This window comes from Defluviimonas sp. SAOS-178_SWC, assembly GCF_039830135.1.
Classification (GTDB): domain Bacteria; phylum Pseudomonadota; class Alphaproteobacteria; order Rhodobacterales; family Rhodobacteraceae; genus Albidovulum.
Genome location: NZ_CP156081.1, coordinates 500,987 through 514,057, shown reverse-complemented (window position 1 = coordinate 514,057; position 13,071 = coordinate 500,987). Strand labels below are relative to the sequence as shown.

The window sequence follows — 13,071 nt, the reverse complement described above, 5'->3', positions numbered from 1 at the left end:
GCCTGAAAGGCAATGCCTATGAAGATTCTAGCTGTCGATGACGACGACTTCATCCTCGAACTGGTGCCGATGTATCTTGCAGTAGCGGGGTATCAGGACGTTTCGGTCGCGGCGTCGGGTCGTGCAGCGTTGGATTTGATTGCTGCAGCGATCCCGCCTTATGATTGTCTGCTAATCGACATCAATATGCCGGAGATGAACGGGGTCGAGCTGTGTACGCGAGTGCGGCAGATTCCGGCGTACAGAAGAACACCCATCATCATGCTGACCGCGATGACCGAGCGTCATTCCGTCGATACCGCCTTTGCAGCAGGCGCGACGGACTACGTTACGAAACCTTTTGAGACAATGGAACTCGGCGTTCGCGTCAGAAATGCAGAAGAGCTGGTCATGACACGGCTCAAAACTGCCGACGCCATCACATCTACGACGCCGGCCTCGATGTTGACACCCGGCGACAAACCCACCTTTTCGGAGATACAGATCGATGGCATCAAGGAGCTCACCGATCATCCGGCTCTGAAGAACTACCTGAAGCAACTATCGCGCGCGGGGCTACTGGGCTCGCAGATCATTGCGGTCAAACTTGAAAACATTCATAGTATTCATTTTCGTGCAACGCCCGACGAACTAACCTACGCCCATACTGAGGTCGCGGACTCAATTGCTAATGTGCTCGGCACTAAAGGATTGCTGATGGCAAACACCGGCAATGGTCTGTTTGTGTGCGCCTCAAATGCTCCGAATCTACTAGACCCCATTGACCTTGAAGCTGAAATTCAATGCCTCTTGGATGATAAGGAAACAACCTACGATGATGGCACACCGATGGACATCGAGGTGTCGGTCGGAAAGCCGATCCGACCTGCGTCGTATAGTGCGGCTGATCCAGATGTAGTTCTGGATCGCGCTATTGCACGCGCCGAAAGCCGTTCTCAGGAAAAGAAAAAATCACGTGTACGACTCAATATACGCCTTGGCAGTGGCCAGAAGCGATCGTGGTAATCCGGGTCGCCGGCATCCGATCCGGGAGGTCAGGGATTGGACGGTCATTCGGAAATTCAAACAGCCCTGTCGTACAGGTAACCTGAGGGGATTTCTCTCCTGTGTCTGAGGTGCCCCTAGTTTCCTAGACACCTGCCTTGTTCAGATTGAGCTGTCTGATTTCGAAGTCAACGGGCGACAGCATGCCGTTTTTCGTGTGCTTGCGCTTCGGGTTGTAGAATAGCTCGATGTATTCGAACACGTCCTGTCTGGCGGCATCGCGGGTCGGATAGGTCCGACGGCGGATGCGTTCGCGCTTCAACAGCTGGAAGAAGCTTTCTGCGACGGCATTGTCATGACAGTTTCCGCGCCGGCTCATGCTCGGTTCCAGATTGTGCTGATGTAGGAACATCTGCCACTCCCGGCTGGTGAACTGAGAGCCTTGGTCTGAATGCACCGTGACCCGGTCCGTCGGCTTGCGTCGCCAGACGGCCATCAGCAGGGCCTGCAGGGCCAAGTCCGTGGTCATTCGGGACTGGGCGGACCAGCCAACAACACGCCGCGAGAACAAGTCGATAACGACACACAGAAACATCCAGCCTTCGTGGGTCTTGATGTAGGTGATGTCGGTCACCCAGACCTGATCGGGAGCGGATGCCTCGAACCGCTGCTCCAATCTATTCTCGGCAACCACGGCGGTCTTGCCGCCATATCGGCCGGGACGGCGCTTGTAGCCCACCTGTGCGGCGATCCCGGCCAGCGACGCCAGCCGGGCAACCCGGTTCTCCGAGATGCGTTCGCCCTGGTCGCGCAGATCGTCGGTCAGCTTGCGGTAGCCATAGACCTTGCCGCTTTCAGTCCAGGCCTGCCGGATCAGCTCGGTCTGACGTGCATCCTCTTGCGCACGGTGGCTTAATGGTTCCTTAAACCATGCGTAGAAGCCGGAGAAATGGACCCGAAGCACTCGGCACATGGCCCGGACGCCGAATTCCTCGCGATGCGCCCGGATGAACGCGTACTTCATTGGGACTCTCGCGCGAAGTACGCCGTTGCCTTTTTTAGAATGTCGCGCTCCTCGGTCACCCTGGCCAGCTCGCGCTTCAGCCGCCGGTTCTCGGCTTCATGATCCACGCCGGGCTTTGGAACCGGCTCCGCGAACAACTTCAGCCACTTGTAAAGAGAATGCGTGCTGACGCCCAAACGCTGCGACACCTCCCGCACCGGATACCCGCGCACCGTGATCTGGTGCACCGCATCCCGCTTGAACTCGTCGCTGTAGTTGCTTGTCCCCATGTCGGCCTCCTCGCCTCAAAGTTAGGGGGCAATGCGTCTACAAATCTAGGGGCACCTCAGTCCAGCGTAATAGCTAGATGGTTTGAGCAGCCCCACAGCCCCGCCTACAATCCCAGGAACTTGCCGACCTTTAGTGAAACACTCAAGCGCCCACGCCGGCCAACGATTTGGTTCGATCTCGCGATGATTTGGCAGGCGGCGCCGAGCGGCAAACACGTCCGACGATCCGATTACAGTGGTTCGGCGTTTTAGGCCTGTTTTCAATAGGGTAAGACCCTCGGCGGTAGATCTTTAATGCTGGCGAGGCGAACCCTACTCAATGCGTGCTTTTTAGGTTCTTCTGTGAGACGGTAAACAGCCGGCAGATGGATTTCTGAACAAGCGCGGAGTGCTTGCCGGCATAATCACGGGGTATGGTATTCGGCACGGAGGTGTGACGATGGCCAAGTGGTTTGATCGCGAGTCCGAACGGTTGGCAACCGTAGTGCGTCTGTCAGAGGCTACGCGGGAAGTAAGATTGAAGCTCATTGATGAGTATCGTATGCGCTCGGAAGCCGCCTTTGCGCCCGAAACTCTTCGCAACTACCGCTTGATCATCAGACTGTTCGCGGACTGGTGTGCCGGCGAAGGCTACAGCGCCGAACCTCCGGTCGATCCGGCGACCATTGCGGCATATGTCGATCACCTCGGAGGTCGCCTTCGAAGCACGACCATCGAAACACGCCTCTGGGCGATATCCGAGCTGCACAGGGCGGCGTTCATGCCAAATCCGTGTCGCCATCGGCTCGTCGAACTTGCGGTGAAGGGCGTGAAGCGGAAGTTCGGCGCGAGCATTCGCCAAGCGAACCCACTGGGCAAGAAGGACATCCTCGAGGTCATCCGCTCACTCGGATCAAGCCGTCTGGAACTACGCGACAAGGCAACGCTGTGGATTGCAACGGACAGTTGGTGCAGAGCGTCGGAGATCGTCGCCTTGCGTGTCCATGATCTCCTTCGTCAGGATGATGGATCGAGCCTGCTATTCTTGGCCCGGTCAAAGACCGATCCTTTTGGTGAGGGCGCCTACGCCTACCTGTCCGAAGCCGGAACGGAAGCAGTTCTGAGATGGATTGAGATTGCTGGTCTGAAGGAAGCAGATCCGATTCTTACCAAGCATCAGCGCAACGCACATGTCGGCCCGTTGGATCCTGCAACCATCTCAAGGATCATCAAGCGCTGTACCGGCCGCGAAGATGTGTCTGCGCACAGCACACGTATCGGTGGCGTTCATGACGCCTTCAGGATTGGCTGCGACCTATCGTCAATCATGATCGCTGGACGCTGGACCTCGCCCGAGATGCCCGCACGTTATGGGCGGCGTATTCTGGCGAGCCAATCCGCGGCAGCAAAGGTTTCCGCAGCGTTTGCCCACACAGACAAATCCAATAAGTGCTCGGAAGCAGACCCTTTGCACCGTGAGCCCTGACTTCGTTGGGTTCGGCTGGTCGGGCAAACGCCGCAAATGCCTGAAGACTTTTTTTTCGACAGATTCCGATATGTTGAAGCAGCCCTAAGAACGCCGGGCCATGCTCATCAAACTCGAATACGCCTGGGCGCATCGCGTCGGTCGCCGTCACCATCGCGGTCAGCGTCAATACCGACGTGCGTCGCGAGGTGCTGGGCATGGCCATCAGCGCCTCGGAGGCCGAGCCGTTCTGGACAGAGTTCTTCCGCGACCTCGTGCGCCGCGGCCTGAGCGGCGTGAAGCTGGCCATCAGCGAAGCGCACCAGGGCATATCCTCGACCGCACCCACGAGTACAAGATCAAAATACTCGACGAACTGCTCACGTGGAACTGGTCCTCGCATTGTCAGGCGACGGTATCAACCGGCCGGTTAAATCCACTTAACGATTTGTTAACTTATTGTCGCAAGACTGACTTCATGAACGCTGATGCAGATGCCCACTTCCCTCTTGAAGTCATTCTCTCCTTTCCGGACTGCGAAAGAAAAGTCCTGGTTGAAAGCTCCAACGAACTCAGGAACTCACTTGTCCCCGGCCAGATACGATCCTTGCGGATCGTTAATCTGGCTCGGGAGGTTTCGTCCCGACTCGAGGTCCTTTCGCGCGACGTGCTGGTGCGCACGTTGATCGAGGCTCAGTTGGGCCCCGCCCTAAACAGCCATCTCACCCCGTGCTGCGGGGAATTTCATCTCTTCATGGAGTTTGACTCGCAGTTGCTCTCTGCTGCTGTGACCCCCGAAAGCTCCTCCATCTGATGCTAGAGTCCGGCCCAACGAAAGGACCGGACAGTGAAGCGATCGAGATACACGGACGAGCAGGTTATCGGCATTTTGCGCGAGCATGAGGCCGGGGCGAAGACGGCGGAGCTGTGCCGCAAGCACGGCATGTCGGAGGCCACCTTCTACGCCTGGAAGGCCAAGTTCGGCGGGTTTGATGTCACCGACTCTAAGCGGCTGAAAGCGCTGGAGGACGAGAACGCGAAGCTGAAGCGGCTCCTGGCCGAGGCGATGCTGGATCAGGCGGCGCTGAAAGACCTTCTGTCGTGAAAGTGGTGACGCCCGCTGTCACGCGAGAAGCCGTCGCGCATCTGGCGAAGACCCATCGGAAGGGCGGTCAGACCGAATGCTTACCATTGAACGAAGCGCTCGATCGGCTCAAAAAGGCAGGCCGGCCCGAAACTCAAATTCGGGACAGATGCAAAGAGTTGCTTGAGGAAGCCGTTGATAAGTAATCAGGCGCCAGATTACCGCATCGGGAGGAACCCAATGTGCCGAGTTACGCGGGCACGCCGTGCCCGCGATATAAGTCATATGCTTATTGCCCTGATCAGGTCGGCAATCATAGCGGCCAATGCCTTGCTTCCCTTGATGGAAGGGTGGATTCGATCGATGGAATGGAACGACAAGTCACCCTCGGGAACTACGTCCGAGGCACCAAGGTAATAGAAATCGTCGGTCCTGGCGGCGAGATTTGCCACCCTTCGTTCGAATTCGATGTCGTAAGACTTGCAGTGGTCGATGATGGAATATGCGCCAGGGCTGTGTAGATACCCTACATAGACCACTTTCGCATCTTCATGCCGGATCTTCGATACCAGCGCGGGAATCTTTCCAGTCTGCCCGTCTGACGAGATCAGGCGTTCGATTGTCTGCTCGCAGGCCATGCAGCCGCATCCGAACCAAAGGTCGTTGCCCCCTCCATTGATCACGACCCAGTCCCAGTCACCCGAACGGTATTGCTTGGAGATGTTGAGCCCCGCAGCGCCCGAAATGGACAGACCGTAGAGATATCTTGCTCCAATGACCGAACGATCAACAACCTCTTCGCCCAAGTTGGATTCAAGTACGTCGGGGACCGCGTTATTTGACAGCTTGTTCCACGCGAACATCGAGTCGCCCAGTGCAAGGATTCGGGCATCGCTGTTGTGCGTAACGGCTTCACCGCACCCCGCGAGGCTGATCGCGGAAATAGCCATCATAGACGCGAACTTCCTCATGATCCGAACGCCTTCTTAAGACTGAAAACGTTAGGATTGGCAATTTGAGCGACACCCCTCGGCGTTATGCTTCGTCCGTGATCGGCCCGGTCGACCGCGAACAGGCAAGTCCGGTCGCCGCCGGGCCAAAGCGCCGCGCATGGCGGGTTTCGTGTCGCCATCAGCGTTGGCTGGGCATTGGAGGCGCTGGGCATGATGAATCCTGGAAGGCGACATGCCAGTACAACCCCATGGCTCCATCGGTGCTGTGCCAACCGTAGCCCATTGGAGGAAAGGCCGCGACGTAGCGAGCCATTCCCTCTGCCACCTCATTGCGCCATTCCCCGTCTGCGGGTAGCCGCGCCAGTTTTCTCGAGACGAGTTCACGTTGCACAGCCATGCGGCAGGCAGCCTGAAGGGAAATGAACGCTGTCTGCATTGACTGCGAATTCGAAACGCTCGGCGGTTCAGGCAGCCGCCATGGCATGCCGTTACCGTCACGTTCGGCACGCGCCGCCAAAGGCGACGATAACAAAAAGGCAGCCGCCGCAACCCCTGACACATGCGTTCGGAAGATGCCGTAGTCCATCGATTTACTTCCCAGTCCGTTGCCCAAGAATCCGTCACAGGTTAATCGTAAGCAGGATCGCGCTACACGCCAAGGTCGATTAAGGATAAGAATAACAATTTTTGGCTGAGCGACATATCAGGCTGGAAAAGCCTGCGTCGTAGCGCGGAAATGAGGACGAGGGCCTCGTGTGCCGTCAGAGTCTCACTGTTTACATTGGCATAATGGCTCTTGATCTGCACAATCTTGAAGCGGCCGGCGCGCATGATCTGAGCAAGGCCGCAGGCCTCATGCCGGTCGGTCTTGCCCTCGGCTGTCTGCACTTCGGCGATATCCATATGAAAGAAGCCGATGGGGTAGCACTTGAACCGCTGACGCTTCGGCTTGTCCCCTTCGACTTCGGGCAGGCGCGAGATGCCATGCCGCTGCAAGCACCGGTGCAGCGCAGAGCGGGTCAGATGCGGGATCGTCGGCTGCAGGGCATAGAGACAGTCGTCGAGCGGCAGCAGCGTGTGCCGGCGGAACGCGACGATCATCGCGTCCTCCTCCTCGCTGAGAACGCTGGAGCGCGGTTCCTTCGGTCCGGTCTTGCGATCCTCGACAGTTTTGCGCTTGCGCCACTTCGCAACCGCCTTCGGGTTGATGCCGAGTTCCCGGCTCAACGCCGCGGTCGAAGCTTGAGATCGCTGTATCGCTGCTCGGACAGCGTGCGTGGTCGTGGCGCTGCCGTGACGAACTTGTCCCATAGTGCTTCCTTCCATTCCGACAAATGGATCGCACCATCAAACCGTGGGATCAAGCAACTAGGCCGCTGATGTCGCGGGTGATCCGAGCGCCCCCAATTGCCTTCCAGTTAGAGCGCACTCTTTCGGAGCCTCTCGGCGCACCGTCGTAACATCGACATTCCGCGCTCACCGGATGAAAGTGTTGTCTCGCCGCCATCGGAGACACCTCTGAGAGCTACGCGGTGCCGCGACACCTATGGCCGACAAGGGAATGACCTACCGGTCGCCCGAAACTCTCGCGTGGCGCGACTTTCGGGCCATTAGATCGCGGGCCAACCGCCGATGCATTCGTTCAATTTCTAGCAAAAATTGCACAATTAATCACCTTTGGGTTGTGGGCGCCCGGCGAAGCTGGCAGTCCGCACGTATTGACGGAGATGTGCTATGAAAGAGCCCAACGTCTTTCAGACTCGTATCACACTTCACAAGGATATGGGAACCGGCAATGAACGTTCTGTAGCGTTCCTAGTTCTGTTGTCTATTCCGCTACTTGCATTCTGCGGCATCTGTGACGGCTGCCATTGGATCCCGTCTCGGGCCAGGCATATCTTTCGGAAGCGAAACGCCGCGCGCGACCAGGAAATCGCGGCCTTGAGGGAGCACGCTGCCTTCCTCAACCGCCAACGTGCCACAAAGTCAAAGCCAGATCGACCCCGCGCTGATGGAGGCCACACTTCCGCCAAGCCGACACGGTGGCTAGCATCGTCATTGCAGCTATAGATTGTATTTCTTTCAGAAACACTGCGTCTCTGCATCTGGCCGTAGGATCGCCATACTGCCGCCGGCTCGACACATTTTTGTCGAATACTAGAGCAAAAACACAACTGCTGATTGAGTTTCGGTTAGAAAGGCCAGACCATGACGATTGCCAGCGGCATCATCCGGAAAACCGGATTCACCGACACGGTCGTTCGCGACCCCTTCTCAAATCGCGTCGGGAACCTGGCAGGCATCACGGTCGGCGCTCGGACCGTGGTCCCGGTTGCACTGTTCCGGGCCGAAGCTCGTCATCGGCGCAACCTCTTCGCAAGGTAACATCACCCGTCGTTTGCGACCTGATCTGCGCTCGCATGCAGCTACACACCGCGCCGATCTCACCGTCGTGAATCGCTGGTCATCGCTCCGGTTCGCAACCCTCTCTCCGTTGGAGCGCAAGGACAACACCAGCTCGCATTTCGAGTCACCTTTGTACCCGCTCTGGGAGACCGGCGCGGGCTTTTCCTATCTGCGCATTGACCACGAAAATCCAGGTCAAGGCGATGACGGGTTGGCAAACAAAACCGAATATACATCATGACAGCCAGGCGGATGATCTCTGGCGACGTTTTGATGGCGTGGATGCCCTCCCGACGGCATCGTAGTGTGCCAATGTGATGTTCTGCAATTACATCACAGAAAGTGAGGACATCCATGCCAGAGGTTACCATCATCGGCGTCGACATCGCAAAGCGTGTATTTCAGTTGCACGGGGTCAGGCGGACGGCTCCACCGCCTTCCGGAAGAGGCTTTCCTCGGCCCCTCGCGATCGGGCGAAGTCGTCGATGGTGACGCGCTGTGCTTCCAGCCCCAGCCCCGACTGCCCCTGCCTGGCGGTCGAGACCCGTTCGTAGGCGATGAACCGGGGCGGTGGCGTGGACATGGGCCGCGTGCACAAAACTGCCTAACGTTCGTTGCGCAGATGTGTACCCTGGGATTACCGCTTTTCGTAGGGATTTATGATGGCTGTCAGCACCGCATTAAGGATTAGTCATTGGGTTTGCTCTACGATGCCCGTTTGCTCTGGCCTTTCACCCCAGAATGGAACAGTTTACATACTACTCGCCGACATATCTGCGGAATCGACTGGTAGGATGGGGTTTCCTCGGGAAGAAATTGAAGGGCAATATCCATGAAAATCCTTGCCGTCGATGACGACGCGTTCATCCGCGAGTTGCTGCCGATGGTTCTCGCAAGCAAAGGCTTCCAGGACATCACAGTCGCGGCTTCAGGTGTTGCCGCGTTGGAATTGATAGGTGTCGCGGAGCCGGCTTTTGACTGTTTGCTTCTCGACATCCATATGCCGGAGATGGACGGGATCGAACTCTGTACGCGCGTGCGACAGCTCTCGGCGTATAGAAGAACGCCGATCATCATGCTGACCGCTATGACCGAACGACGTTTCGTCGACGCTGCATTTGCGGCGGGAGCGACGGACTACGTGACGAAACCCTTTGAAACCATGGAACTCGGCATTCGCGTCAGAAACGCAGAAGAACTGATCACGGCACGGCGCGCCGCGAGCGAAACCACGACATCTGCGCCGTTGGCCGCGAAACTGATGTCCGCCGCCAATAAACCTGACTTATCAGAGGTGCAGATCGAAGGCGTTTCGGGCCTGGTCGATTATCCATCTCTCAGGAACTATTTGAAGCAGCTCTCGCGCTCAGGGCTGCTGGGATCGCAGATCGTCGCCATCAAAGTGGAGAACATCGAGAAGATTCATGGTCGGGCGAGTGCCGAAGAACTCACCTATGCCCTCACTGACATCGCAGAGGCTATCGCCGACACCCTACGTGGTCAGGGGCTGCTCATCGCCAATGCTGGGGGCGGACTTTTCATCTGTGTCTCGAGCGCCCCGCACATGGTTGATCCTTCTAATCTTGAATCCGAGATACAGTCGCTTCTGGATGAGAAGCAATCCGCCTACGATGACGGAACCCCGATGGATATTGACGTCTCCGTCGGGATTCCGATCCGGCCCGGTTCGCATACATCAAGTGACCCAGACGAAGTCCTCGATCGTGCAATTGCGCGTGCCGAGAGTCGCGCACAAGTAAAGCAGAAGCCCTGTCTTCGCCTCAATATTCGGCGACCCGGCGGTCTCCCCTGACGGGTTGCGCCTGAGTATCCGCGACGCGAACGGTAGCAGTCAGGCTGCTCATTGGAACAGTGAACCAGAAAGTGCTTCCGGATTGCGGCGTGCTTTCAAAGCCGATCCCACCACCCATCAGCTCGACTAGGTTCTTACTGATTGCAAGCCCAAGGCCCGTCCCTCCGGCACGTCGAGTCGAAGAGCTGTCCGCCTGCTCGAATAGCCCAAAAATCTTACCAGCGATGTCATCGGATATTCCGCAGCCGGTATCGTGGACCTGAAACAGCACCTTGTCACCTTCGCACGACGCCTCCACGCGGATAGTTCCCGTTTCGGTAAACTTCACAGCATTCGACAGCAGGTTTGTCAGGATTTGCCTGAGGCGTATCGGGTCGGCCCAAACGCGCGCCGCAGTTCCTGCCACCTCAAATTTCAGGCCCTTTGCCTCGATCGAATCCCGGAACAGGTTTTCCACCTCGTGGAGTGGCTTTGCCACTTCCAGATCCGTTATATCGAATCGCATCTTACCTGCCTCCAGCTTCGAGAAATCAAGCAGGTCATTTATCAAAGACAGCAGATGTTTCGCGGATTGTTGGGCTTTCGAGGCCATATCTTCGATTGTGGAGATCAGCCTATCCAGCTGCCTATCGGCATAGGGGTCGGTGCCTAAAGCCAATGACTTTCGCAAATCACCAACAGCGGGAAGATATCCGATGGAGGTCATCAAGTCGGTGTATCCGATCACGATGGTTAGCGGCGTCCGCAATTCGTGACTAAGGACACTGATGAAGTTCGATTTTGCTCGTTCGGCAGCCTGCGCAGCCTCTGTGGCCAGCTTTAGCTCCGTGATATCGACGCGAAAGCCGACAATGCCACCATCCCTAGTTCGCCGTTCCGCGACCCTTATCCACCTCCCGTTGTCAAGTTGCTGTTCAATCACGCTTTCGCCCAAGAGATGGGAAGCCAGTCTCTTCCTTATCCACGCATCCTCTTGCCCTGTCGCATCGGGATATTGGCCGCGCGCCAAGCCACCACGGATGATCTCTTCAAATGTTGCACCGCGCACCAGCAGGTCTTCAGACGTTTTGTAGAGTTCATGATAGCGGCGGTTCCACAGCGTGAGTTTGTCCTCTGCATCGAATAGAGCGAAGCCGTCATCCAGTGCCTCGATTGCGGCGGCCAATTGATCCTCTGCCTGTCTTTGCTTACGCAGAAGCCGAAAGATGAACCACAAGACCCCAAGCACCACAAACATGCGTAGTAGGATCATACCTGCGATCATAGGTGCTCTGGAAGAAAATGACGGCCATCCCGAGATGGGCGCCGACGCAACCTGCCAACTGCTCGAAGGCGTCTTCAGGTTGTTGATGATTGGCTGCTCATTCAGGACCGACGGATCGCCGTAAATTGCTGCTCCATCCTCGCCACGAGACACCACTGTGTTGAACCCGGCGGCCGCCGCTTCGCGGTCGATCACGTCAAAGAACCTGTCCGAATCAACCACTATTGAGATCATTTCCCTACGTTTCGAAAGTTGCTCGTCCGATGAGCCGGCAGAAAAGGCCAAGCGCATGATGAATCCGCGACCTCCCTGCATCAAGTCAAACGGCCCGACGAGGGTCGGTTTACCCGTAAAATTAGCGGTCTCGATACCATCAGCGTGGTCTGGCAAATCGCGGAGATTTGTCCCAAGCAGCGCGGAATTCCGTTCCAGGGGAAAGACCCGTCGGACGACATTATCGGTTGTAAGGGCTATGTTCAGCAGGGTTGCCGTATCTTCGCCAAGACGTGCGGCAGCCGCACCGAACTCGCTTTGGTTAATGTCCGGTTTCAGAGCCACAGCCGCTGCTATGCCGTTTGCCCAAGCTACCAACTGGGAGATTGCGGCTTCAAGCCGAAGGGCGAAGTATTGGTTCTTGTCGGCGATTTCCGCTGCAAGCGTCTGTGTTTGCAGACGATAATCGAAACGCTCGCTCATCACCCCGACTGCTACGCTTACCGCAACGACAATGCCGTAGAGGCCGAGCTCCAACTTTCTGTACAGCAACTTGACCTCCAAGAGCTGGCTTGCATCTTCGATGGGCATCAATACCGGGTATGATGAGCATTGGTTGGTTGCAATGCCCAATTTTCTCGCCGCTGAATTACGCAGTCGTCGGAGGAGACCGCATTCATCGCTGGATGGGCAGACGCCCGATCAGGTATATCCTCACCCAGCCACGGCCAATCCCGGTCGCGGCGTAAACGTGCGGGAAATCCACTTAGGAAACGGCTCGAAATTGTTCAAACGAATCGAGCCATCTCTGTCGGTCCCCGGGGTTCAAACGCTACAAAGGCACTACCCGATCCCGTATCACGCTGCAGCCCAGGAGAGTGCCGGATCTTCCGCCGAACACGGGCGAAGGTCTGCGATCGTGACGTAGCTTCCTCGCATCGCCACACCCTTGCTGTCGAGGCGCTTGACCGCACCCCGCAAAAGATCATTGTCCGCTCAAATCAACCCTTGCGCAAACGGAGCCAATGGTATGGACCCCGCCGCCCTTGAGGGGCGAGTCATCGAGCATCGATCGGACTGAAGGAGGCATGCCATGGAGATCGTGCGGATAGCATTGGATCTGGCGAAGAACGTATTCGAGGTTTGTGGTGTCGATATTGATGATAGGGTGGTCCTGCAAAAGACGCTGCGGCGGGATACGGTGGCGCAGTTCTTCTCGGAGTTGCCCTCGTCCCTCGTGGGAATGGAAGCCTGCGGCGGCGCGCCCTACTGGGCCAGGGTGCTGTCCGATCTCGGACACGAGGTGCGACTGATCTCGCCGCAGTTCGTCACCCCCTATACGTCCACACATGACAGCACCCACCGTCAATCAAACAGAGTGCGTCGTCCACATTGAAGGCTCCTCCCGCGAAGCCCCATCATGCGGCGGCCTACTGTCGACTGCGGAGACAACCATGCATCCGGCAGGCACGCACTCGGACGTTCAGAGTTGACGCGACAAGAGCGATTAGACAACACCATCATCATCACCGCCAGACGGATGATCTCGGGGCTGCTGTGGAAATACTTGAATGGGTCTTGTTTCGTCACCCAACACGCTACGAGACCACCATGCCC

General features: G+C 57.1%; 9 protein-coding genes and 5 pseudogenes. 7 read left to right on the top strand and 7 right to left on the bottom strand.

Going from position 1 to position 13,071, the window contains the following annotated elements:
• The first annotated feature begins 18 nt into the window (after window positions 1–18).
• The gene (locus V5734_RS03370) at window positions 19–1,005 is read left to right on the top strand and encodes a response regulator (protein WP_347312105.1); all 987 of its coding nucleotides are present in this window, start codon (window positions 19–21) and stop codon (window positions 1,003–1,005) included.
• A 124-nt stretch (window positions 1,006–1,129) separates the two neighbouring features.
• On the opposite strand, the gene V5734_RS03365 is transcribed toward V5734_RS03370, so the two are convergent.
• Window positions 1,130–2,277 (bottom strand): IS3 family transposase gene (locus V5734_RS03365; RefSeq protein WP_347310070.1). Its coding sequence is split into 2 segments (ribosomal slippage): window positions 1,130–2,034 and window positions 2,034–2,277, totalling 1,149 coding nucleotides; the frame shifts between segments, so codons are not numbered across the junction.
• Between the two features lie 439 nt (window positions 2,278–2,716).
• Here V5734_RS03365 and V5734_RS03360 point away from each other — a divergent pair.
• From V5734_RS03360 to V5734_RS03350, 3 genes and pseudogenes are all read left to right on the top strand, one after another.
• Window positions 2,717–3,742 (top strand): tyrosine-type recombinase/integrase, encoded by a 1,026-nt coding sequence (locus tag V5734_RS03360; RefSeq protein ID WP_347312104.1) that lies wholly within the window; start codon window positions 2,717–2,719, stop codon window positions 3,740–3,742.
• A 125-nt stretch (window positions 3,743–3,867) separates the two neighbouring features.
• A pseudogene (locus V5734_RS03355) lies at window positions 3,868–4,059 on the top strand (transposase); the annotation flags it as partial.
• A gap of 509 nt (window positions 4,060–4,568) precedes the next feature.
• A pseudogene (locus V5734_RS03350) lies at window positions 4,569–4,874 on the top strand (transposase); the annotation flags it as partial.
• A 212-nt stretch (window positions 4,875–5,086) separates the two neighbouring features.
• Here V5734_RS03350 and V5734_RS03345 read toward each other — a convergent pair.
• From V5734_RS03345 to V5734_RS03335, 3 genes and pseudogenes are all read right to left on the bottom strand, one after another.
• A complete protein-coding gene (locus V5734_RS03345) occupies window positions 5,087–5,758 on the bottom strand; it encodes an SGNH/GDSL hydrolase family protein (RefSeq protein ID WP_347312103.1) in 672 nt (223 codons plus the stop codon).
• A 178-nt stretch (window positions 5,759–5,936) separates the two neighbouring features.
• On the bottom strand, window positions 5,937–6,344 hold the full coding sequence (locus V5734_RS03340; RefSeq protein WP_347312102.1) for a hypothetical protein: 408 nt from the start codon (window positions 6,342–6,344) through the stop codon (window positions 5,937–5,939).
• A 281-nt stretch (window positions 6,345–6,625) separates the two neighbouring features.
• Window positions 6,626–7,069: pseudogene (locus V5734_RS03335) on the bottom strand (IS481 family transposase); the annotation flags it as partial.
• Window positions 7,070–7,966: 897 nt separating this feature from the next.
• Between V5734_RS03335 and V5734_RS03330 the strand changes: the two are divergent.
• On the top strand, window positions 7,967–8,143 hold the full coding sequence (locus V5734_RS03330; RefSeq protein WP_347312101.1) for a hypothetical protein: 177 nt from the start codon (window positions 7,967–7,969) through the stop codon (window positions 8,141–8,143).
• Window positions 8,144–8,579: 436 nt separating this feature from the next.
• On the opposite strand, the gene V5734_RS03325 is transcribed toward V5734_RS03330, so the two are convergent.
• Window positions 8,580–8,747, bottom strand: a complete 168-nt coding sequence (locus V5734_RS03325) for a hypothetical protein (RefSeq protein WP_347312100.1) — start codon at window positions 8,745–8,747, stop codon at window positions 8,580–8,582.
• Between the two features lie 249 nt (window positions 8,748–8,996).
• On the opposite strand from V5734_RS03325, the gene V5734_RS03320 reads away from it, so the two are divergent.
• Window positions 8,997–9,977, top strand: coding sequence for a response regulator (locus tag V5734_RS03320; protein WP_347312099.1), 981 nt, complete (start codon window positions 8,997–8,999; stop codon window positions 9,975–9,977).
• Here the strand turns inward: V5734_RS03320 and V5734_RS03315 are convergent.
• A complete protein-coding gene (locus tag V5734_RS03315) occupies window positions 9,946–12,006 on the bottom strand; it encodes an ATP-binding protein (protein ID WP_347312098.1) in 2,061 nt (686 codons plus the stop codon). The two genes, V5734_RS03320 and V5734_RS03315, sit on opposite strands and share 32 nt — an antisense overlap.
• Before the next feature lie 541 nt (window positions 12,007–12,547).
• Here V5734_RS03315 and V5734_RS03310 point away from each other — a divergent pair.
• Window positions 12,548–12,793 (top strand): annotated as a pseudogene (locus V5734_RS03310) (IS110 family transposase); the annotation flags it as partial.
• 176 nt (window positions 12,794–12,969) lie between these two features.
• Here V5734_RS03310 and V5734_RS21555 read toward each other — a convergent pair.
• A pseudogene (locus V5734_RS21555) lies at window positions 12,970–13,044 on the bottom strand (IS6 family transposase); the annotation flags it as partial.
• Window positions 13,045–13,071 lie beyond the last annotated feature (27 nt).